The 22,498-nt window shown below is 59.8% G+C and carries 20 protein-coding genes and 1 tRNA gene; 10 read left to right on the top strand and 11 right to left on the bottom strand.

The window, feature by feature from the left end:
• Window positions 1-70: 70 nt before the first annotated feature.
• The 11 genes from hbdH to POF45_RS03445 form a co-directional block, all read right to left on the bottom strand.
• Entirely contained in the window at window positions 71-844 is a 774-nt protein-coding gene (hbdH, locus tag POF45_RS03495; RefSeq protein ID WP_282315078.1) for a 3-hydroxybutyrate dehydrogenase, read from the bottom strand.
• Between the two features lie 7 nt (window positions 845-851).
• The gene (locus tag POF45_RS03490; protein WP_282315077.1) at window positions 852-2,243 is read right to left on the bottom strand and encodes a GntP family permease; all 1,392 of its coding nucleotides are present in this window, start codon (window positions 2,241-2,243) and stop codon (window positions 852-854) included.
• A gap of 287 nt (window positions 2,244-2,530) precedes the next feature.
• Window positions 2,531-3,946 carry a sigma-54 interaction domain-containing protein gene (locus POF45_RS03485; protein WP_282315076.1) on the bottom strand — a complete coding sequence of 472 codons (1,416 nt, stop codon included), beginning with the start codon at window positions 3,944-3,946 and terminating at the stop codon, window positions 2,531-2,533.
• Window positions 3,947-4,098: 152 nt separating this feature from the next.
• Window positions 4,099-5,673 carry an ABC transporter ATP-binding protein gene (locus POF45_RS03480; RefSeq protein WP_259502700.1) on the bottom strand — a complete coding sequence of 525 codons (1,575 nt, stop codon included), beginning with the start codon at window positions 5,671-5,673 and terminating at the stop codon, window positions 4,099-4,101.
• 14 nt (window positions 5,674-5,687) lie between these two features.
• On the bottom strand, window positions 5,688-6,710 hold the full coding sequence (locus tag POF45_RS03475; protein WP_259502701.1) for an ABC transporter permease: 1,023 nt from the start codon (window positions 6,708-6,710) through the stop codon (window positions 5,688-5,690).
• The gene (locus tag POF45_RS03470; protein WP_282315075.1) at window positions 6,710-7,771 is read right to left on the bottom strand and encodes a microcin C ABC transporter permease YejB; all 1,062 of its coding nucleotides are present in this window, start codon (window positions 7,769-7,771) and stop codon (window positions 6,710-6,712) included. Before POF45_RS03470 ends, POF45_RS03475 begins: the two co-directional genes overlap by 1 nt.
• Complete coding sequence (locus POF45_RS03465; RefSeq protein ID WP_259502703.1) at window positions 7,771-9,639, bottom strand: extracellular solute-binding protein; 1,869 nt, start codon at window positions 9,637-9,639, stop codon at window positions 7,771-7,773. Before POF45_RS03465 ends, POF45_RS03470 begins: the two co-directional genes overlap by 1 nt.
• Before the next feature lie 136 nt (window positions 9,640-9,775).
• Window positions 9,776-10,057 (bottom strand): peptidylprolyl isomerase, encoded by a 282-nt coding sequence (locus POF45_RS03460; protein WP_095058119.1) that lies wholly within the window; start codon window positions 10,055-10,057, stop codon window positions 9,776-9,778.
• A 114-nt stretch (window positions 10,058-10,171) separates the two neighbouring features.
• On the bottom strand, window positions 10,172-11,053 hold the full coding sequence (locus tag POF45_RS03455; protein WP_259502704.1) for an esterase/lipase family protein: 882 nt from the start codon (window positions 11,051-11,053) through the stop codon (window positions 10,172-10,174).
• A gap of 306 nt (window positions 11,054-11,359) precedes the next feature.
• Window positions 11,360-12,448 (bottom strand): 3-deoxy-7-phosphoheptulonate synthase, encoded by a 1,089-nt coding sequence (locus POF45_RS03450; RefSeq protein ID WP_282315073.1) that lies wholly within the window; start codon window positions 12,446-12,448, stop codon window positions 11,360-11,362.
• A gap of 337 nt (window positions 12,449-12,785) precedes the next feature.
• Window positions 12,786-12,914 (bottom strand): hypothetical protein, encoded by a 129-nt coding sequence (locus tag POF45_RS03445; RefSeq protein WP_259502706.1) that lies wholly within the window; start codon window positions 12,912-12,914, stop codon window positions 12,786-12,788.
• 161 nt (window positions 12,915-13,075) lie between these two features.
• On the opposite strand from POF45_RS03445, the gene POF45_RS03440 reads away from it, so the two are divergent.
• From POF45_RS03440 to tssL, 10 genes are all read left to right on the top strand, one after another.
• The gene (locus tag POF45_RS03440; protein ID WP_282315072.1) at window positions 13,076-13,834 is read left to right on the top strand and encodes a carbon-nitrogen hydrolase family protein; all 759 of its coding nucleotides are present in this window, start codon (window positions 13,076-13,078) and stop codon (window positions 13,832-13,834) included.
• On the top strand, window positions 13,835-14,275 hold the full coding sequence (locus tag POF45_RS03435) for a GNAT family N-acetyltransferase (protein ID WP_282315071.1): 441 nt from the start codon (window positions 13,835-13,837) through the stop codon (window positions 14,273-14,275).
• A gap of 131 nt (window positions 14,276-14,406) precedes the next feature.
• The gene (gene gacA, locus POF45_RS03430; protein WP_008015884.1) at window positions 14,407-15,048 is read left to right on the top strand and encodes a response regulator transcription factor GacA; all 642 of its coding nucleotides are present in this window, start codon (window positions 14,407-14,409) and stop codon (window positions 15,046-15,048) included.
• Window positions 15,049-15,050: 2 nt separating this feature from the next.
• Complete coding sequence (uvrC, locus tag POF45_RS03425; protein ID WP_259502709.1) at window positions 15,051-16,874, top strand: excinuclease ABC subunit UvrC; 1,824 nt, start codon at window positions 15,051-15,053, stop codon at window positions 16,872-16,874.
• A gap of 33 nt (window positions 16,875-16,907) precedes the next feature.
• Entirely contained in the window at window positions 16,908-17,468 is a 561-nt protein-coding gene (gene pgsA, locus POF45_RS03420; RefSeq protein ID WP_259502710.1) for a CDP-diacylglycerol--glycerol-3-phosphate 3-phosphatidyltransferase, read from the top strand.
• A gap of 63 nt (window positions 17,469-17,531) precedes the next feature.
• Window positions 17,532-17,607 (top strand) — tRNA-Gly (locus tag POF45_RS03415).
• Window positions 17,608-18,360: 753 nt separating this feature from the next.
• A complete protein-coding gene (gene tssB, locus POF45_RS03410) occupies window positions 18,361-18,864 on the top strand; it encodes a type VI secretion system contractile sheath small subunit (RefSeq protein ID WP_282315069.1) in 504 nt (167 codons plus the stop codon).
• Between the two features lie 32 nt (window positions 18,865-18,896).
• A complete protein-coding gene (tssC, locus tag POF45_RS03405; RefSeq protein ID WP_282315068.1) occupies window positions 18,897-20,435 on the top strand; it encodes a type VI secretion system contractile sheath large subunit in 1,539 nt (512 codons plus the stop codon).
• A gap of 22 nt (window positions 20,436-20,457) precedes the next feature.
• A complete protein-coding gene (gene tssK, locus POF45_RS03400) occupies window positions 20,458-21,813 on the top strand; it encodes a type VI secretion system baseplate subunit TssK (RefSeq protein ID WP_282315067.1) in 1,356 nt (451 codons plus the stop codon).
• On the top strand, window positions 21,810-22,493 hold the full coding sequence (tssL, locus tag POF45_RS03395; RefSeq protein WP_282315066.1) for a type VI secretion system protein TssL, short form: 684 nt from the start codon (window positions 21,810-21,812) through the stop codon (window positions 22,491-22,493). The genes tssK and tssL overlap by 4 nt, the downstream gene beginning before the upstream one ends.
• The last annotated feature ends 5 nt before the right edge of the window (window positions 22,494-22,498 follow it).

Below are 22,498 nucleotides of genomic sequence, written 5' to 3'. Positions count from 1 at the left end.
ACCGCTTTCGCGAGCAGGCTCGCTCCCACAATGGTTGCCCGGGGTTGCTTGTTCTGATCATCCGGGGCAGTTATTGCGCCAACCACCCGCCATCAATATTCCACGCCGCGCCCCGCACCTGGCTGCCAGCCTCGCTGCACAGAAACAGCACCAGTTCCCCCAATTGCGGCGGCGTGACGAACGCCAGCGAAGGCTGTTTTTCAGCCAGCAAATCATGCTGGGCCTGTTGCGGGTCGATGCCGGTGGCGGCGCGATCATCGATCTGCTTCTGCACCAGTGGTGTCAGCACCCAGCCGGGGCAGATGGCATTGCAGGTCACCTGGGTGGTCGCGGTTTCCAGGCCGACCACTTTGGTCAGCCCGATCACCCCGTGCTTGGCGGCGACGTAGGCAGCTTTGCCCACCGAGCCCACCTGCCCATGCACCGAGGCAATGTTGATGATCCGCCCCCAATTTTCGGCACGCATGCGCGGCAGGCACAGGCGCGTGCTGTGGAACACCGAGGACAGGTTGATCGCGATGATCGAGTCCCAGCGTTCCACCGGAAAGTCCTCCACCGCCGCCACATGCTGAATGCCGGCGTTGTTCACCAGAATGTCCACGCCGCCGAACTCGCGCTCGGCGTAGGCGATCATCTCGGCGATTTGCAACGGGTCGCTGACGTCCGCCGGGTGGTGGCCGACCCTGGTGCCGAACTGCTGCACGTCGGCGATCACTTTGGAGGCGTCGCCGAAGCCGTTGAGCACTACATTGGCGCCGGCCTTGGCCAGGCTGACGGCGATGCCCAGGCCGATGCCGCTGGTGGAACCGGTGACCAGTGCGGTCTTGCCGCTAAGAGTTGTCATCAATACCTCACACAATGCCAGTGGCGTAGAACGTGCCGATCACGACGAAGACCGCCAGGGTCTTGATCAGCGTAATACAGAAAATGTCTTTATAGGCTTCGCGGTGGGTCAGGCCGGTGACTGCCAGCAAGGTAATCACCGCGCCGTTGTGCGGCAGGGTGTCCATGCCGCCGCTGGCCATCGCCGCGACCCGGTGCAGCACTTCCAGCGGAATGTTGGCGGCGTGGGCGGCGCTGATGAAACTCTCGGACATCGCGGCCAGCGCAATGCTCATGCCGCCCGAGGCGGAACCGGTGATGCCCGCCAGCAGGGTGACGGTAATCGCTTCGTTGACCAGCGGGTTGGGGATGCTCTTGAGCCAGTCTGCCAGCACCAGAAAACCGGGCAACGAGGCGATCACCGCGCCAAAGCCGTATTCGGATGCGGTGTTCATTGCCGCCAGCAAGGCCCCGCTGACCGCACTTTTGCTGCCTTCGGCGAGCTTGCTGCGAATTGCCCCGAAGCCAAACGCCAGCACCATCAGGATGCCGATCAACAGCGCCGCCTGAACCGCCCAGATCGCCGTGAGTTTGGCGATTTCGGTGGTCACCGGCGTGGCCATGCCCGGCAGCGCGAGGCTGTGGGTCTTGCCGTACCACAGCGGAATCCAGTGGGTGAACAACAGGTTCATGACGCCCACCATCAACAGCGGTGATAGCGCGATCCACGGGTTGGGCAGTTTGATGTCTGGCGCGGTTTCCGGCTCGTTACGCAGCTCGGTGCCATAGCCTTCGCCAGCCCGTTGCGCCTTGTTGCGCTGGCGCTGGAGAAACAGCATGCCGGCGCAGAACACGAAGATCGTGCCGATCAACCCCAGCCACGGCGCCGCCCAGGCGGTGGTGTTGAAGAACGTGCTGGGAATGATGTTCTGGATCTGCGGGGTGCCGGGCAGGGCGTCCATGGTGAATGAGAACGCACCGAGGGCGATGGTCGCCGGCATCAGGCGCTTGGGGATGTTGCTCTGGCGGAACATCTCGGCGGCAAACGGGTACACCGCGAACACCACCACAAACAGCGACACGCCGCCGTAGGTGAGCAGGGCGCAGACCAGCACGATCACCAGCATCGCCTGGCGAGTGCCGAGCAAACGAATCGCCGCTGCAACGATGGAACGCGAGAAACCCGACAGCTCGATCAGCTTGCCGAACACCGCGCCGAGCAGGAACACCGGGAAATACAGTTTGATGAAGCCGACCATTTTCTCCATGAACACCCCGGTGAAGGCAGGGGCGACGGCGGACGGGTCGGTGAGCAGCACGGCGCCGAGGGCGGCAATCGGGGCAAAAAGGATAACGCTGTAGCCACGGTAGGCAGCCAGCATCAGCAGCGCGAGGGCTGCCAAGGCAATGATCACACTCATGGTGTGTCTCTCCTGGATTGTTATTGTTGTAGGGTGAAGCTTGGTGGGAGAGGGCTTTAGCGGGAATCGTGCCATCAATTTAAGTTGTTGAAATATCAGGATATATTTTTATTTTCTGGTTCGAATTCTTAATTCTTGTCTTGAATCCGAGACTTTCTCGGACAGGAATGGCCCTGTCGCGAGCAAGCTCGCTCCCACAGTTGACCGAGTTGGGCCGGAAAATACGATTCTCTGTGGGAGCGAGCTTGCTCGCGATGGTCTATCTAACAACGGAGACATCAGTCTCTTTATAGAGACTCGACAATCCCCAACGCCACCATCTTCTTGTACAAAGTGGACCGCCCCAGCCCCAATCTCGCCGCCGCCTCAATCACCTTCCCCCCGCATTGCGCAAGGGTGGCTTCAATCAGCTGCCGGTCAAACCGCTCCCGCGCCGCGCTGAACGTCTCATGGGCGACGGGCTCGATACGCGGTGCCATCAGCCGCTCAACCGGGCTGAATGTGCCAATCGCAGCCCGAATATCCGCCGCATTCAGCCTCAGGTCATCGCTGAGCAACGCCGCCCGCTCCAGCACGTTGCGCAGCTCGCGGATATTCCCCGGCCAGGCATGTTGCCCCAGCAGGTCCAGCGCTTCGCGATTCAATTCGTGCTGGCTGCGCAGCTCTTCAAGGATTGCTTCACAGAGGGCCGGAATGTCGTCGAGGCGCTCACGCAGCGGCGGCACCTGGATCGGCAGCACGTTGAGCCGGTAATACAGATCGGCGCGAAACTCGCCGCGTTTGATCGCCGCTTCAAGGTCAGTGGAGGTGGCGGCAATCACCCGCACATCGCTCTGGATCACTTCGTTGGAGCCGACCGGTTCGAACTCCTTTTCCTGCAACACCCGCAATAGTTTGCTTTGCAGCGGCAAGGGCATGTCGCCGATTTCATCGAGAAACAGCGTGCCGCCCTGGGCGATGTGCAGTTTGCCGACCCGGCCCTTGCGATCCGCGCCGGTGAACGCCCCCGGTGCGGTGCCGAAGAATTCGGCTTCCAGCAGGGCTTCTGGAATTGCTGCGCTATTGATGCTGACGAAGGCTTTATGCGCCCGTGGCGAAGCGCCGTGGATGGCCTGGGCCAGCAGCTCTTTGCCGGTGCCGGTTTCGCCCAGCAGCAATACCGGGGATTCGGCGCTGGCGCTGCGTCGGGCACGGCGTTTGACTTCCAGGCTGGCGGCGCTGGTGCCGATGAAGTGCGCGAAGTTGTATTTGGTCTGGCGTGCGCGCAGCAGGGAGCGCGTGGAGGCCAGCTCTTCCTGCATGCTCTGGTAGCGCTTGAGCATCGGTGACAGGCTGCGCAATTCGTCGAACAGGGCAAAGCCGATGGCGCCGATCACCGCGCCGGCGTCGTCATGGATCGGCAGGCGCATCACCACCAGCGGCTCCTTGGGGGTGTCCTGCATGTCCAGCAGGATGGGCCGGCCGGTACGCACCACCTCGCGCAGCAGGCTGCCGGGGATCACACTTTCACAGGCTTTGCCAATGGCCACTTCGGCGGACTCGAGACCGAAACGCCGGGCATAGCGCTCGTTGATCCAGACGATGTTGGCGTCACGGTCGACAATCACCGTACCTTCACTCGATTGCTCGATGATCTCGAACAGCGAGCGGATCGCCAGGGTGCGAACCCGTTGGTAGTCCTTCAGGCTTTCGGTGGTGTTCATGTGCACAGTCCTGATTATGTATTGCCTGGGCGGGCGCCATCGCGGGCAAGCCCGGCTCCCACAGGTTAGTGGTGTGACAACCCTATTTGTGAGCACCGCAGAGCCTGTGGGAGCCGGGCTTGCCCGCGATGGGCGCGACGCGGTCCAAGGGCCTACGCCAATTGAGCCGCCGCCAACAACTCTTTGGTATACGGATGCTGCGGCGCATCGAACACTGCATGGCTGGCGCCACGTTCTACCACCTTGCCATCCTTGATCACGATCATGTCGTGGGCCAGCGCTCGCACCACCGCCAGGTCATGGCTGATGAACAGGTAAGTCAGGCCATGTTTTTCCTGAAGCTGGCGCAGCAGGGCGACCACCTGTTTCTGCACCGTGCGGTCCAGCGCCGAGGTCGGCTCATCCAGCAGGATCAACGCCGGCTTGAGCACCAGCGCCCGGGCGATGGCGATGCGTTGGCGCTGACCACCGGAGAATTCGTGGGGGTAGCGGTGACGGCTTTGCGGGTCGAGGCCGACTTCCTCCAGGGCGCGGATCACCTGCGCCTCACACTCATCGGCTGTGGACTGGCTGTGCACCTCCAGCCCTTCGCTGATGATCTGCGCCACGGACATGCGCGGGCTCAGGCTGCCAAACGGGTCCTGGAACACCACCTGCATTTTCTTGCGCCAGGGCCGCAGCTGGTTTTGCGTGAGGCCATCCAGTGCCTCGCCCTGAAAACGGATGCTGCCTTTGGAGTCAAGCAAACGAAGGATCGCCTGGCCGAGGGTCGATTTGCCGGAACCGGATTCGCCGACGATGCCCAGCGTCTTGCCGCGCTGGACGTTGAGGCTGATGCCGTCCACCGCCTGCAAATAAGTCTTGCGCTGAAACAGTCCGCCGCCGAGCGCAAACCGGACCCGCAGATCGTCCACTTCCAGCACGTTTTCGCGCTCATCACGGGCCAGCGCTTCGCCTTCCGGTTCGGCATTCAACAGCACGCAGCTATAGGGGTGTTTCGGCGCGCTGAACAGGGTTTCGCAGGTCGCCTGTTCGACGATCTCCCCGGACTTCATCACGCATACGCGCTGGGCGATGCTGCGCACCAGATTGAGGTCGTGGCTGATCAGCAGCAGTGACATGCCGAGCCGTTGTTGCAAGGACTTGAGCAGCAGCAGGATCTTGCGCTGCACGGTCACGTCCAGCGCCGTGGTCGGCTCATCAGCGATCAACAGTTCCGGCTCGCAGGCCAGGGCCATGGCGATCATCACCCGTTGTCGCTGCCCGCCGGACAGCTGATGCGGATAGGCCTTGAGCCGCTCCCTGGGTTTCTGGATGCCCACCAGTTCCAGCAGTTCGAGGATCCGTGCCTGGGCGACTTTGCCGGTCAGGCCCTTGTGCAGCAGCAGGGTTTCGCCGATCTGCTTTTCGATGCTGTGCAAGGGGTTCAGCGAGGTCATCGGCTCCTGGAAGATCATCGCGATCCGGTTGCCTCGCAGCTCGCGAAGCACCTTGGGCGGGGCGCCGAGCAGCTCCCGATTGCGATAACGAATGCTGCCACCGGTTTGGGTGCCGATCTCCGGCAGCAGTTGCAGGATCGAGTGCGCGGTCACCGACTTGCCGGAACCCGACTCGCCGACCAGTGCCAGGCATTCGCCGGGGCGGATATCGAGGCACAGGTTGCGTACCACCGTCTGGCCATTGAAGGCCACGCTGAGGTCGCGGATTTCGATCAGGTTTTCACTCATTTCAACTGTCCGGCTCATGAACGAGGATCAAAGGCATCGCGCAACGCTTCGCCGATAAATACCAATAGGGAAAGAATCAGTGCCAGGGTGAAAAACGCCGTCAGGCCCAGCCATGGCGCTTGCAGGTTCTGCTTGCCCTGACCAATCAATTCACCTAGAGACGCGCTGCCAGCCGGCATGCCGAAACCGAGAAAATCCAGCGCGGTCAGCGTTGATATCGCGCCCGTGAGGATGAAGGGCAAGTAGCTCAACGTCGCGTTCATGGCGTTGGGCAGAATGTGCCGCACGATGATTTTGCGGTCGGTCAGGCCCAGCGCTCGGGCGGCCTTGACGTATTCCAGGTTGCGCCCGCGCAGGAACTCGGCGCGCACCACGTCCACCAACGCCAACCAGGAAAACAGCGCCATGATCCCCAGCAGCCACCAGAAATTCGGTTCGACGAAACCCGACAGGATGATCAACAGGTACAGCACCGGCAGCCCCGACCAGACTTCCAGCAGGCGCTGGCCCAGCAAGTCGACCCAGCCACCGTAATAGCCTTGCAAGGCGCCTGCGGCAATGCCGATCAGGGCGCTGACAAAGGTCAGCATCAGGGCAAACAGGATTGACACCCGTGCGCCGAAAATCACCCGGGCCAGCACGTCCCGAGCCTGATCGTCAGTGCCCAGCCAGTTGACCGAAGTCGGCGGGCTGGGGGCGGGTTGGTTGAGGTCGTAATTGGGCGTGTCGTCGCTGAACGGGATCGGCGGGAACAGCATCCAGCCACCGTCCTTGCGGATCAGGTTCTGCACGTAGTCGCTGCGGTAATCGGCCTGGAACGGCAGTTGGCCGCCAAATTCCTGCTCGGTGTAGCGCTTGAACGCAGGGAAATACAGCGAGCCCTGATAGCTGACGATCAAGGGCTTGTCGTTGGCGATCATCTCGCCGCCCAGGGTCATCAGGAACAAGCCGATAAACAGCCACAGCGACCACCAGCCCCGGCGGTTTTTCTTGAAACGCTCGAAACGGCGACGGCCCAAAGGCGAGAGCTTGAACATCAGGCGTTCCTCGCGGCGAAGTCGATGCGCGGGTCGACCAGGGTGTAGCACAGGTCGCCGATCAGTTTTATCAGCAGGCCGAACAGGGTAAAGATGAACAACGAACCGAACACCACTGGATAGTCGCGCGAGACGGCGGCTTCGTAGCTCATGCGGCCCAGGCCGTCGAGGGAGAAAATCACCTCGATCAGCAGGGAGCCGGCGAAGAACACGCTGATGAATGCCTGGGGAATGCCCGACACCACCAGCAACATCGCGTTGCGGAACACATGGCCGTACAACACACGGCGTTCGCTCATGCCCTTGGCCCTGGCCGTGACCACGTATTGGCGGGTGATTTCATTGAGGAACGAGTTTTTGGTGAGGATTGTCAGGGTGGCGAAGCCGCCGATCACCAGTGCGGTGACCGGCAGCACCAGATGCCAGAAGTAGTCGGCGATCTTGCCCACGGTCGACAACGAGTCGAAGTTGTCGGACATCAGGCCGCGCACCGGGAACCAGTTAAGCGCCGTGCCACCGGCAAACACCACGATCAGAAACATCGCGAACAGAAACGCCGGCATGGCGTAGCCGATGACGATGGCGGTGCTGCTCCAGATGTCGAAATGGCTGCCGTGGTGCACGGCTTTGCGGATGCCCAGTGGAATCGATACCAGGTAGGTGATCAGCGTCGCCCAGAGCCCGAGGGAGATGGTCACCGGCATTTTTTCCAGAATCAGGTCGGTGACCGTGGCGCCACGGAAAAAGCTTTTGCCAAAATCCAGGTGCGCGTAGTTCTTGAGCATCAGCCACAGGCGTTCCGGCGCCGGCTTGTCGAAGCCATACTGCTTTTCGATTTCCTTGATAAGCAACGGGTCCAGACCACGGCTGGCGCGAGAACTGCCACTCATGGTTTCACTGGAGCTGCCGCCCACCGTGGCCCCGCCAATGCCTTGCAGATGGGCGATGGCCTGCTCGACCGGGCCGCCCGGCGCGGCCTGCACAATGACGAAGTTGACCAGCAGAATGATCACCAGCGTCGGGATGATCAGCAACAGCCGGCGCAGTATATAAGCCCACATCAGTGCGACCCTCCGGTGTTGCCGCGCTTGATCAGTTCGGCGGTCATCTGTTCGTTGGTCAGGGGCGTGGGGCTGACTTCCCACCAGCTCTCGATGGCTTCGTCATTGCTTGCCTGCACACTGGGAATGCCGAAGCGGTTCCACCACACGGTGGAGCTGCCGGGCGGGTAATAGTTGGGGATCCAGTAGTAGTTCCATTGCAGCACCCGGTCCAGGGCATGGGCGTAGCGCAGCATGTCGGCCTGGGTGGAGGCGCGGATCAGGCCGTTGATCAGGGTGTCGACGGCCGGGTTTTTCAGCACCATGTAGTTGTTGGCGCCGGGGTCGTTGGCCGAGGCCGAGCCGAAGTAGTTGAGCAGTTCGCCGCCCGGGGACGTGGTGACCGGGTAGCCGGTGATGATCATGTCGTAGTCGCGCGACATCAGGCGGTTGACGTACTGGGAGGAGTCGATGCGGCGGATGTTCAGGTCGATGCCGATCTGTTTGAGCGTGCGTTTGTACGGCAGCAGCAGCTTGTCCATTCCGTTCTGACTGGTCAGGAAAGTGAAATTCAGCGGCTCGCCGGCGGCATTCACCAGTTGGTCGCCATCGGGTTTCCAGCCGGCCTGCTCCAGCAGATCCAGGGCCTGCAGCTGTTTGTCGCGGATCAGGCCGCTGCCGTCGGTCTTGGGCGCTTCGAAGACCTGGGTAAAGGCTTCGTCGGGGATTTGCCCGCGCAGTGGTTCGAGAATCGCCAGTTCGCCGGCATCAGGCAGCTTGCGGGCCGCCAGGTCGGTGTTGGAGAAGAAACTCTGCTGGCGGATGTACATGTTGCGCATCATCTGCCGGTTGCTCCATTCGAAATCCCAGAGCATGGCCAGGGCCTGACGCACGCGGCGGTCCTGGAACATCGGCTTTTGCAGGTTGAACACAAAACCCTGGGCCGGTTGCGGCGCCTGCGTGGCCAGGTGGGCTTTTTGCAGGCGGCCATCGCTCAGGGCCGGGCTGTCGTAGCGAATCGTATAACCGGTGGCGGAAAACTCGCGGTTGTAGTCGTAGGCGCCGCCCAGCAGGATCTGGCGAGCGACATCGGTATCGCCGAAATACTCGATGCTGAAATGATCGAAGTTGTACAAGCCACGGCTGACCGGCAGGTCCTTGCCCCACCAGTCGGCGTTCCGTTCGAAGGTGATGCTGCGCCCGGAGTCCACCTTGCTCACGCGGTACGGGCCGCTGCCCAGAGGCGGTTCGTAACCGCCGCCACCGGCGAAGTCGCGGGTTTTCCACCAGTGCTCGGGGAGCACCGGCAACGTGGCGATATCCAGCGGCAGGGTGCGGTTTTCGTTGCTTTTGAAATCGAAGCGGATAACCAGCGGCGACTCCACTTCGACACCTTTGACGTCGGCGAACTGGGTGCGGTAACGCAGGCTGGCCTGGGTCATCAGCAGGTCGAAGGTGTAACGCACGTCTTCGGCGGTGATGGGTTTGCCATCGGCAAAACGCGCCTTGGGATTGAGGAAGAACCGCAGGGCCAGGCCGTCCTCGCTGCGCTCCATCTTCTGCGCCACCAGGCCGTAAACGGTATAGGGCTCGTCCTGCGAGCGCTGCGCCAGCGGCGAATACAGCATGCCGTCGATCTGGGAGACGCCGATGCCTTTGTCGATGTATGGCAGCAGATGGTCGAAATGCCCGATTTCGATCGCCGAGCGTCGCATCGTTCCGCCTTTGGGCGCTTGCGGGTTGGCGTAGTCGAAATGAGAGAAGCCGGCGGGGTACCTGGCGGGTTCGCCGTACACGGTCAACGCCTGTTGGGGTGCAGCGTTCACACCGGCGACGCCTGTCAGCAGGGCCACGGCAGTGAACATCAAAGTCGGGAAAGCCAGTCGCATTGTCAGCCTTGGAGACGGGGAGTCGATAAGCACAATTTGTACGCGAGCGGCGCGTGACTCGCCAGTCCGTTCACGTCGCCCAAACACAACGGCCCACCAAAAGGCGGGCCGTTGTGTTGAAAGCTCAAGGGACGGATCAGTCCTGACGGCTGGTCACTTCCAGCAGGTGATAACCGAACTGGGTCTTGACCGGGCCTTGCACCACGTTGATCGGTGCGCTGAAAACCACGGTGTCGAATTCCTTGACCATCTGGCCTGGACCGAACGAACCCAGATCACCGCCCTGGCGGCTGGACGGGCAGGTGGAGTTGGCTTTGGCAACGTCGGCGAAATCGGCGCCGCCTTCGATCTGGGCCTTGAGTTCGTTGCACTTGTCTTCGCTGGCAACGAGGATGTGACGGGCAGTGGCTTTAGCCATGGGAAAATTCTCCATTCAATGTTCGGTAAAGAGTGTTCAGTAAAGTGCGGAGCCTACCGGATTCAGTGACCTATTTCTCGCCAAAGTTCCATCCGATTGTTGTCGCGCAGGGCACTACAGCCCGGCATTCCTCAAGCGCTCGGCGTGCTGCACATATAAAGTGGTCGAATCGATGCCCTTTCGGCCCAGGCCGTTGGTCCGCCGGATGCTGCTGAGGTGGTCCATCGGATAGTCGGAACGGATGACTTTGCCCAGGTGCGAACTGTAGCGACCCACCATGCCGTCGTTCTGCCCGGCTTCAGTGGTGAAATACTCGGAAAACGCCCGGCAGAAACCGTGCAACGGATCGAACGCCTCAAGGCCCTGATCCAGTATGTTTTGCGTCAGTATGCCGCTCCAGGAGTAGTAACGAACGCCATTGACCTGTTCCGAGCCTTTGCCTCCCCAGTTTTTTGGCAGCCCCTGGGGGTATTTGTCGTTGAAGGCGCCCACGCCCTCGGTGGTCAGTGCGTTAAGCGCGGCGATTGCATGCTGTGGCAAACGGGTATTGCCGCTCAGCAGCGATATGAAGTCGGCGAACAGGGTGGCGATTTTCCCTGCCACCTGCTCCGGCAGGCGCCCGGGTGTCAGGGCCTTGCGCAAGAAGTCGGCCAGCTCGGAGCCGTGATTCGGTCCGCTGACGGACGTCACCGATGCCACCATCTGCGGTTCTGTCGCTGCCGCATAGCGGGCGGCCAGCGCACCTTGGCTGTGGCCGATCAGGTTGACCTGGTCGGCGCCGGTGCCTTCCAGCACCCGTTCAATTTGCGCCAATAATTGCTCGCCACGGGTTTCATTGCAGTGAGTGGCCGACAGATGAGGAATGAAGACCCTGGCCCCCGCTGATCGCAACGCTTGCTTGACGTCGTGAAACAGCTCGAATTTGCCGATGCGATCGAAACCGAAGAGTCCGTGTACCAGCAGAATTGGGTATTGTGTTGTTGCATTCCGTTGCATGTTCGTACCTTTTTCTCAGAAGTTCTTGGGTGTGCGTTCAGCCCCACTCTAAAACACTCCCGCAGGCCGCCGGTGTATGACAAAGCCGCTGTGATTCATGGAAAACGGCATAGCAAAGGTACGAATCTTCGGATGTGGACGCGGCTTGAATCGGAACGCTTCGACATCCTTTCAGGCATTCGCGCGTATTTCCCGGCGGTGGCCTACTGCTTGATCTCCATTGTCCCTGTCGCCCGCAGCGCCGGGCTGACAACGTGGGTGGGCAGCCTTTGAGCCCTGGTTGCCAGGGTCAAAGGCCGCAATCGGTCATGCCGGTTGCCGTTCGGGGCGTTGCGTCCGCAGTTGGCCAGCGGCCTGACGCAGCAGTTGCTCGGTGCCGGTCCAGCCCAGGCAGCCGTCAGTAATCGAAACGCCGTATTGCAAAGCGCTACCCAGCGGCTGGCAACCTTCGAACAGATGGCTTTCGATCATCATGCCGATCAACGAGCGATCGCCTTGCAAGCGTTGCTCAAGCACGTCATTGAACACGGCTGGTTGGCGCAGCGGGTCTTTGCCACTGTTGGCGTGGCTGCAATCGACCATGATCCGCGCTGGAATCGCGAGCTTGTGCAAATCCCGATTGATCCTGGCGACGCTGTCGCGATCGTAGTTCGGGCCGCCATGGCCGCCGCGCAATACCAGATGGGTGTCCGGGTTGCCTGGGGTCTGGATGATTGCCGGATGGCCCTGGCTGTCTACGCCGAAATGCCGGTGCGGGTGCGCCGCCGAGCGCATCGCGTCGCTGGCAACGGTGACGCCGCCATCGGTGCCGTTCTTGAAGCCGACCGGCATGCCCAGGCCGCTGGCCATTTCCCGGTGGATCTGCGACTCGGTGGTGCGGGCGCCAATGGCGACCCAGCTGAGCAAATCGTCGAAGTAGCCGGCGGCCATCGGTTGCAACAGCTCGGTGGCGACCGGCAGGCCCATGTCGATCATTTCACGCATCAAGTGGCGGGACAGGCTCAAACCGGCGGCCATGTCATCACTGCCATCCAGGTGCGGATCGTAGGCCAGGCCTTTCCAGCCCACCGTGGTGCGGGGTTTTTCGACGTAGGCGCGCATCACCAGCAGCATTTCGTCGCTGACCTCGGCGGCCAGGCGGGCGAGGTTGCCGGCGTATTCGAGGGCGCACTGGGGATCGTGAATAGAGCAGGGGCCGACAATGACCAGCAGGCGGGAGTCTTCGCCATCGAGAATCGCGCGGACCGCCTGGCGGTGGTCAGCGACTTGCCGGGTCAGGGCGTTGCTGAGAGGCAATTGCTGTTTGAGCTGCAAGGAGCTTGGCAGACGCAGGGTCAGCGCTTCATTGGCTGGGCTCAGGGTGGACAGTGGCAGAGCAGAGACGGACGAGTTCATATTCGGGCTTCCTGGGCTGGCGGCGGGTTCGTTCCCGCGCGCTCGGCCCTACTGGGGTGTTCGACAATTGGCCGTGTTGACGGTATGTGCGTGCTTGCCACCTGTGGGTGACCGATCGGAGGCGGCAGGCTGTCCCGAGCGGAGGCTGGTAAATCGCCAGGCGGTAAAGCTGTCGTAACGGTAATAAGTGGCGTAGTTCATGTCGTAAATCCTCAAGTTGTCTGGTGTGTTGCTAAAAAGTCGGGGCCTGAAAAAAACAAAACCCCCGGTCGGGAGGCCGACCGGGGGTTGAGAATTCTCTGGTGGCGACCCGTTTGAAGTGGGCGCCATGTGGGTATCAGGCGCGCCAGTGGCTAAACCAATACCCAAAATAAAAGCTGACCGGAGCACAGACGTTTTTTACCCGCACAGCCGCAACCGAGCGCGAGGCGCTGGTGGCAAGAAGCTGTGAATGGGCGTTGAACATGGTCTGTCTCCGATGAATGCGCCGAGCTTACTAGAGGCCGGCAGGGGTATTCAATCAGAAAATGCTATCGGCCAGCGCTGGCGATGGCTATCGCTTGAGTGTGTCGCCGGTTATGACACACTTTGTGCCTCGCCACTCTCACCACTCACCCAGGAAGAATCATGCCGACACTGACCATCGCCGCCGCCCAGTCTGCTTCCATCGCCGGGGATCTTGCCGCTAACATCCGCGAGCATCAGCGCTTCATGCAGGCGGCGGCGGAGCAGGGCGTGCAGTTGCTGGTTTTTCCGGAGTTGTCGTTGACCGGGTATGAACGTGGACTGGCGGCCGAGCTGGCCATTCTCCCGGACGCGGCGGTCTTGCAGTCGTTGAGAGACTTCGCCCGCGAAGTGGGCGTGACGACGGTGGTCGGTATGCCGATTCGCCTGTCGCATGATTCGCCGGTGTTGATCGGTGCATTGGTGCTGGGCGCAGACGGTTCTCTCGGGGTCTACAGCAAGCAGCACCTGCACGATGGCGAGGAGCTCGCGTTTGCACCGGGAACGGGCGGTTCGACGCTGACGATTGGCACCGACACCGTAGCACTGGCGGTGTGCGCGGATTTCTCACACGCCAGCCATGCGGCAGCGGCGGCGGAGCAGGGCGCGGACATCTATGCGGCAGGCGTGCTGATTACCGAGGGCGGCTATGCGCCCGACACCTCGTTGTTGCAGGGCTATGCCGGCGAGCATTCGATGGTGGTGCTGATGGCCAATCACGGTGGCGTTACCGGTGGCTGGGCGTCCGCCGGGCGCAGTGCGATCTGGGCGGCGGACGGCTCGCTGATTGCCGCGGCACCGGGGGCGGGCAACCTGGTGGTGATGGCTCGCCGTGATGCCGCTGGCTGGCAAGGACAAGTCATTGCAGTGACGGAGGAATGAATGAGTTTTCAATGGCGCCCGGCGACGTCCGCTGATCTGGATTTTGCCCGTGAGCTGACCTGTCGGAACATGCTGCGCTATTACATCGCCCACGATTTGCTGTGGCAGAACGAGGCGTTCGACGTCGCCTGGGCCGGGCGCGACAACCGGCTGATCATGTGTGATGACCGGGCGGCGGGTTATGTCAGCCTGAGTCGTGATGCCAGAGCCCTGTACATCCGCGAATTGCACATGCTCGAAGGGTGCCGTGACCGGGGAGCCGGTTCCTGGGTGATCGGTCAGGTATTGACCCTGGCCGCGCTTGAGCGAAAATCCGCCTTGCGCCTGACAGTGTTCAAAAATAATCCGGCGCGGGTGCTGTATCAGCGTCTGGGGCTGCAAGTGGTCGGCGAGGACGAGTGTTTCCTGAGAATGCAGCGTGATATTGGCTCCGCCATTTAGCTGAAACTCACAGGCGGCAAGCCCTCAATGACGAATTGAAACTTTTATATGACGCTTGCTGCTAGGTCTGCCTGTCGCTTTTTTGCTAAGGTGTCCAGCAACCCAATAAGACCATATCGCGAGGTGTCTGCTTGATTAGGGTGCTAGTAGTCGATGACCATGATCTCGTTCGTACGGGCATTACACGAATGCTGGCTGACATCGATGGCCTGCAAGTAGTCGGACAGGCCGAGTCAGGGGAGGAATCCCTGTTGAAGGCGCGTGAGTTGAAACCCGATGTGGTGTTGATGGACGTCAAGATGCCCGGGATCGGCGGTCTTGAAGCCACGCGCAAATTATTGCGCAGTCATCCCGACATCAAAGTCGTCGCCGTCACTGTGTGTGAAGAAGACCCGTTTCCTACCCGGCTGTTGCAGGCGGGTGCGGCGGGCTATCTGACCAAGGGTGCCGGTTTGCCGGAAATGGTCCAGGCCATCAGGCTGGTATTTGCCGGGCAACGCTACATCAGCCCGCAGATTGCGCAGCAACTGGCGATCAAGTCTTTCCAGCCGACCAACGATTCGCCATTCGACGCGTTGTCGGAGCGTGAAATCCAGATTGCCTTGATGATTGTCGGCTGTCAGAAGGTTCAGATCATTTCCGACAAGCTTTGCCTGTCGCCAAAGACCGTGAACACTTATCGGTATCGCATTTTCGAAAAGCTTTCGATCAGCAGCGATGTCGAGTTGACGCTGCTGGCGGTTCGTCACGGCATGGTTGATGCCAGTCTCTGAAAATGACCGAAGTCTTTGATCCGAGTGCATTTCTGTCGACCGTGAGCGGGCGCCCCGGCGTCTACCGCATGTTCGACAGCGATGCGCGCTTGCTGTACGTCGGCAAGGCCAAGAATCTCAAGAAGCGTCTGGCCAGCTATTTCCGCAAGACCGGTCTGGCGCCCAAGACCGCAGCGCTGGTGGCTCGTATCGCCCAGGTCGAAACCACGATCACGTCGAACGAAACCGAGGCGTTGCTGCTTGAGCAGACACTGATCAAGGAATGGCGTCCGCCGTACAACATTCTGCTGCGCGACGACAAATCCTATCCGTATGTCTTTCTTTCCGATGGGCAGTTTCCACGCCTGAGCATTCATCGTGGCGCAAAAAAGGCCAAGGGCAAGTACTTCGGCCCTTATCCCAGCGCCGGCGCGATACGTGAAAGCCTGAGCCTGCTGCAAAAGACTTTTTTCGTTCGCCAGTGCGAAGACAGCTACTACAAGAACCGCACCCGGCCTTGCCTGCAATACCAGATCAAACGCTGCAAAGCGCCGTGTGTCGGCCTGGTCGAGCCCGAGGTGTATGCCGAGGACGTTCGGCACTCGGTGATGTTCCTCGAAGGGCGCAGCAACGCGCTGACCGACGAACTGTCGGCGGGGATGGAAGAGGCGGCGATCAACCTCGAATTCGAGCGCGCTGCCGAACTGCGCGACCAGATTTCCCTGCTGCGCCGGGTCCAGGACCAGCAAAGCATGGAAGGTGGCACGGGCGACATCGACGTGATCGCCGCCTTCGTCAATCCGGGTGGCGCTTGCGTGCACCTGATCAGCGTACGCGGCGGGCGGGTCCTGGGCAGCAAGAACTTCTTCCCGCAGGTGGGGATTGAAGAGGACGTTTCGGAGGTCATGGCGGCGTTTCTGGGCCAGTACTTCATCAGCAGCCCGGAACGCGATCTGCCAAGTGAACTGATCGTCAACGTGGTCCACGAAGACTTTGCGACCCTGATTGCGGCCATTGACGAGTTGCGCGGTCGTGAGTTGAGCATCAGTCACCGGGTGCGGGGCACTCGGGCGCGCTGGCAGCAACTGGCCGTGACCAACGCCGAACAGGCGCTGGGCGCACGCCTGGCCAACCGTCAGCACGTGGCGGCGCGTTTCGATGCGCTGGCCGACGTGTTGAACCTGGATGAACCACCGCAGCGTCTTGAGTGCTACGACATCAGTCACTCCAGCGGCGAGGCCACGGTGGCGTCCTGCGTGGTGTTTGGTCCTGAAGGGCCGATCAAGTCCGACTATCGTCGCTACAACATCGAGGGCGTGACGCCAGGCGATGACTACGCGGCGATGCATCAGGCGCTGACGCGGCGTTTCAGCAAGCTCAAGGAAGGCGAGGGCAAGTTGCCGGACATTCTGTTGGTGGACGGCGGCAAGGGGCAATTGTCCATGGCCCGCGACGTCCTCAACGAACTGGCCGTGCCGGATCTGATTCTGCTGGGCGTGGCCAAGGGCGCGACGCGCAAGGCCGGTTTTGAAACCTTGTACCTTAATGATGCTGCTCATGAATTCACCCTGCGTGGCGACTCGCCGGCCTTGCACCTGATCCAGCAGATTCGCGATGAAGCTCACCGCTTTGCCATTACCGGGCACCGCGCCCGACGCGGCAAAACCCGCCGCACGTCTACTCTTGAGGGCGTAGCGGGGGTCGGGCCGACACGTCGACGCGATTTATTGAAACATTTTGGTGGATTGCAGGAGCTGTCTCGTGCCAGCATCGAAGAGATCGCCAAAGCACCCGGGATCAGTAAAAAGCTCGCTGAGTCGATTTATGCAAACCTGCACAGCGAGTAGAATGCCCAACTCACCTCGTAGCCAGTTGTGCCGATGAATATCCCTAATCTGATTACCGTTCTACGCGTCCTGCTCATCCCGATCTTCATTTTACTGTTCTACCTGCCTTACCAGTGGAGCTACATGGCCTCCGCTTCGGTCTTCGCATTCGCTGCCGCCACCGACTGGCTGGACGGCTACCTGGCGCGCCGCCTGGAGCAAAGTACGCCGTTCGGGGCCTTCCTCGATCCAGTGGCTGACAAGCTGATGGTCGCGGTGGCGCTGGTACTGCTGGTGCAGGAACACGGCAACCTGTGGCTGACGCTGCCGGCCGCAGTGATCATTGGCCGCGAAATCGTCGTCTCGGCGCTCCGGGAGTGGATGGCCGAACTCGGCGCCCGCGCTCACGTCGCCGTGTCGAACCTGGGCAAATGGAAAACCGCCGCTCAAATGCTGGCGCTGGTGATCCTGTTGGCCAACCCTTCGGCCCTCAGCTTCTGGGTGATCGTGGGTTACACCCTGTTGCTGGTATCGGCGGGGCTGACATTGTGGTCCATGGTCCAATACCTGCGGGCTGCATGGCCGCACTTGAAGACCGACGTTGAAAAGAAATAAAACTTTTTTGAATCAAGGGGTTGACGTGTGTTCCAGATTCTATAGAATGCGCATCACCAAGACGCGGGAATAGCTCAGTTGGTAGAGCACGACCTTGCCAAGGTCGGGGTCGCGAGTTCGAGTCTCGTTTCCCGCTCCAAATACACAAAAACGCCACTCAATCGAGTGGCGTTTTTGTTTGTCTGCGATTTGTGTTTTTACATCAGGGAAAGGGGCTTCGGCCTAATGCCGGTCAGTTAAGGATTTGAACACCGCAAACCTTGTGGGAGCGAGCCTGCTCGCGAAGGCGGTCTGATATTCGACATCAATGTTGAATGTGCTGGCCCTTTCGCTAGCGGGCTCGCTCCCACAGGTTTTGCGTCTTAACTGATCGGTATGAGGCTTCGGCCTCTTTTTTTGTACCCAAAAGAGGCTGGCGGGGTGTGCAGCGTGCTGCGGCAGGAGCGGTGGGTGGCAAGCGCTTCGGCTATCCCAAGAATTGGAACGATGCTCAGCTGTCCCATGCCGATCCCGATCAAGTCAGCGCAACGTTCGCCTTTCGACGTCAATGACAGTCCCTCGAAGCCTGACCCGGAAATCTCCGTCATCCATGGATGATAGCTTGAGAGCTAACCCGCTAACTTGTAGGAAATATCCTTGGCGCACCGTCGAAACTTCCCTTTCGTGATCTGGGGGCGACAAAAATAATTTGAACTACTCCATGAGTAACCCATTGTAGTGAGGGAGGGCATGAGCACGCCTCTTTTATGCGTTTTTATGTTCTTTGAACAAAAAATGGAATTCATGTGCTGTTGTTGGCGGGCTCCAGTAGCAAGCCAGAGGGTGGTATGGAATTAATTTTTTCATTACCTCGCAGCGTTCTACTGCAGTAAATGCCAGGGGGGGAGGGGTTATGGGTTCAAGCAGTTTCCAAAATGAGGTGCCTAAGGCGCGGGTTAATATCAAGCTTGATCTGCATACCGGGGGCGCTCAGAAACAAGTCGAGTTGCCGCTGAAGTTGATGGTGCTGGGTGACTACAGTAATGGGAAAGAACAGCGTCCGCTCTCTGGAAGGGAGAAGATTGACATCAATAAGAACAACTTTGACAGCGTCCTTGATGAATTCTCGCCTGGCTTGAAACTCGCCGTAAATAACACCTTGACCGACAACGCGTCTGATATCGCTGTCGAGCTGAATTTCCAGAGCATGAAGGACTTCGAACCCGAGCAGGTGGCGCGCCAGATTCCGCAACTGCGTGCGTTGTTGGCCATGCGCAATCTGTTGCGCGACCTCAAATCGAACCTACTGGATAACGTGACCTTCCGTCATGAATTGGAGCGCATCCTCAAGGATGACGCGCTCAGTGACGAGCTGCGCACTGAGTTGGCTGCGTTGGCGCCTGAACAAGAACGTTAATTTGTATCGGTAGTATCAAGGGAAGTTCAATCATGTCCGTAGAAAATTCCAGCGTGCAAATGCGCGACGCTACAGTATTGTCCGAAGATCGAGACAGTGTGTATGGCGCCTTGTTTAACAAAATCAATCTAAACCCTGTTACTGAGTTGGGTAGCATTGATGCTTTTCAAAATGCGGAGGCTCTGTCTGAAGTTTCGGTCGATGAGCGGGTAACAGCTGCTGTTAGTGTGCTGCTGAAGTTGCTTGAGCGATCACCGCAAAAAGTCGAACGTTTGGATAAAGTCCTGCTGGACGAACATATCGCTTCATTGGACATGCAAATCAGCCGTCAACTGGATGCAGTCATGCACGATCCGGACTTTCAACGAGTCGAGTCAACTTGGCGTGGTGTGAAGTCGCTGATTGACCAGACGGATTTTCGTCAGAACGTCCGTATAGAGCTGTTGGATATCCGCAAGGATCACCTGGTGCAGGATTTCGAGGACGCGCCGGAGATCGCCCAGAGTGGCTTGTACTTTCATACCTACACCCAGGATTACGACACCCCAGGTGGCGAACCGATTGCGGCGGCTATCTCTAACTTCGAATTCGACCGCAGCCCTCAGGATATCGCGCTCCTGCGCAATATTTCGAAAGTGTCCGCAGCAGCCCATATGCCATTTATCGGTTCCGTAGGTCCGGCTTTCTTTGGCAAAGAGTCCATGGAGGAGGTGGCGGCGATCAAGGACATCGGTAACTACTTTGACCGTGCCGAATACATCAAGTGGAAGGCGTTCCGTGACAGTGACGATGCGCGTTACATCGGTCTGACCATGCCGCGCGTCCTGGGTCGTTTGCCCTATGGGCCTGACACCGTTCCAGTGCGCAGTTTCAATTACATTGAAAGCGTCAAAGGACCGGATCACGACAGGTACCTGTGGACCAACGCGTCGTTTGCCTTCGCTGCCAACATGGTCAAGAGCTTCATTAACAATGGTTGGTGTGTGCAGATTCGGGGGCCGCAGTCGGGTGGAGCAGTCACCGAGTTGCCGATCCACCTGTATGACCTGGGCACCGGTAATCAGGTTAAAATCCCTTCCGAAGTGATGATCCCGGAAACGCGCGAGTTCGAATTCGCCAACTTGGGCTTCATTCCTCTTTCGTACTATAAAAACCGCGACTACGCGTGTTTCTTCTCGGCCAACTCCGCGCAGAAACCGGCGCTTTACGACACGACCGACGCCACTGCCAACAGTCGGATCAATGCGCGCCTGCCCTATATCTTTCTGCTTTCACGCATTGCCCATTATCTGAAGCTGATCCAGCGCGAAAACATCGGCACGACCAAGGACCGTCGTTTACTGGAGCTGGAACTGAACAAATGGATTGGCGGGTTGGTCACCGAAATGACAGATCCGGGCGATGACTTGCAAGCCTCACATCCGCTGCGGGATGCAAAGGTGACGGTCGAAGACATTGAAGACAATCCCGGTTTCTTTCGGGTCAAGTTGTATGCCGTGCCGCACTTTCAGGTCGAGGGCATGGACGTGAACCTGTCGCTGGTTTCGCAGATGCCCAAGGCAAAAGCCTGATAAGTCCCAGGGAAACGATGCCATGAAGATCGATCGCCCTCTATGGGCCGCCGGGGCGTTACTGTCTCCGCAGCAATTCCAGCAGCAGGCACGCTGGGAGGCTTGGACTAACGAACAGCTCGCTTATTTGACCCTGGCGCACCCTTGGGGTGTCCAGGCCGTGGGGTTTGACCTGGAGGCTTTGCGACTGGGCAAACTCAAGGCGACTCAACTGCGTGTGCGAATGCCCGACGGCACTTGGGTCGACACAGAGCAGGTGGACCGTCTGCCCCCCGCCCTGGAGCTGGCACAACTACTGGTGGACGATGATCAGGAAGCGATTTTGCACTTGGCTTTGGCTCTGGAGCAGGCCAACGGCAACAACTGCCTGTTTGAGGGGGGTAAGGCTGATAGACCGACCCGCTATCGTCAGTCCTGGCGCGAGGTCCAGGACATCTATGCGGATGAGGTGCAATCGATCGGCGTGTTGGAGCATGCGCTAAGCCTGCGTTGGCAGCATGATGACAATGCGGATTACGTGACTTGCCCGGTCGCGCGTCTGGTGCGCGATGGGCAGGGCGCCTGGTGCCTCGACCCGGCCTATGTACCGCCGTTGCTGAGCTTCGCTGCGCACCCTGGGTTGTTGAACCAGTTGGACAACCTGTTGACGCAATTATCCACCAAGCGCCAAAGGCTCATGGGGATGCGTCGTGAGAGCAATCAGCGCATGGCCGACTTTGCCGTGGCCGATGTGTCGCTGTTCTGGCTGCTCAATGCCTTGAATACCTATCAGCCAGTATTGGCGGATCTACGGGAGTTTCCCGCGCGGCACCCCGAGCAGGTCTATCAGGAGCTGATCAAGCTGGCCGGCAGCCTGCTGACGTTCTCGTTGGAACACGACATCGACAAGGTTCCAGGTTACCGCCACGCCTCGTTGGGGGAGGTGTTCCCGCCGCTGATGCAGACCATCTCCCAATTGCTGGAAGCCAGTCTGCCGTCGCGGGTCATCGCCTTGATTCTGGAGGAGCATGGGGCCAATCGTTGGCAGGTCGCGCTGAATGACCCTCGCTTGCGCGAACGTGATGGTGCCGACTTCTATCTCTCGGTGCGCTGTCGCCTGGCTGCGGCGCAGTTGCAAGATCAGTTTCCGCGCCTGTGCAAGATCGGTACGCCGGACGATGTCGACTACCTGATCAACGCGGCGCTCGACGGTGTTCCGCTGCAGTCCCTCAGCCATGTGCCAGCGGCGATTCCGTTGCGTCTGGAAAATCAGTACTTCGCGCTTGACCTCGGTCATTCCAAGGGGCGTGCGGTGCTGGACGCAGGGGTCTGCGCTTTCTACGTTCCAAGCACCTTGGTCGACGTGAAGCTTGAAATGTTTGCGGTGCTGCGCTCATGAACCTGACCGCTTCCAAGGCACAAACCGTAGCGGCGGTGGATATTGATGCACTGTTGCAGGACACCTATCTGTTAGTGGTTGAGTTACGCCAGGGTGCCTCGGTGCAGCACAGCCTGAAGCTGTCTCGGTTTTGCGTCGAGCAGGTAGAGCAGGTGCGGCATCGGCTCAAGCTGGCGGGCCTGAATCAGCGCAGCATCGATCACATCAGCCATGCCCAATGCGCGTTGCTCGACGAGGCCGTGCTGACCTGCGCCAAAGGTGACGAGCACGCGTCATGGGCCAGCAAACCGTTGCAGGCCAGGTTTTTCAATCGCCATCAGGCGGGCAAATTTCTGTATGAGGACATGCGAGAAGTCTTGCGCGAGGCTGCGCCGGATCGCCAGGTGCTGACGGTATTCCAGCGGGTGCTGATGTTGGGTTTTCGCGGTCGTTACAGTGATCTGGCCGACCCCGAGCGTGAGCAATTACTGGACGCTCTCAACGCACAAGTGGCACCACTCAAAGTCAGCCAAGAGCTGATAACACAGCCGGGCGGCAGCGACCTGATTGCAGGCCTGGCCTGGCTGCGATCACCTCTGATGCATGTGCTGGCAGTGGCTTTGTTGCTCGCGGCTACGTGGTGGGGAATGGATCATTTGTTGAGCGGCGCGATTGCCTCGCTCTTGCCTGATCAGGTGTGAGGGTC

This window comes from Pseudomonas fungipugnans (assembly GCF_029955235.1).
In the GTDB taxonomy this organism is placed as follows: Bacteria; Pseudomonadota; Gammaproteobacteria; order Pseudomonadales; family Pseudomonadaceae; genus Aquipseudomonas; species Aquipseudomonas fungipugnans.
This window is presented reverse-complemented; position numbering and strand designations above follow the sequence as displayed.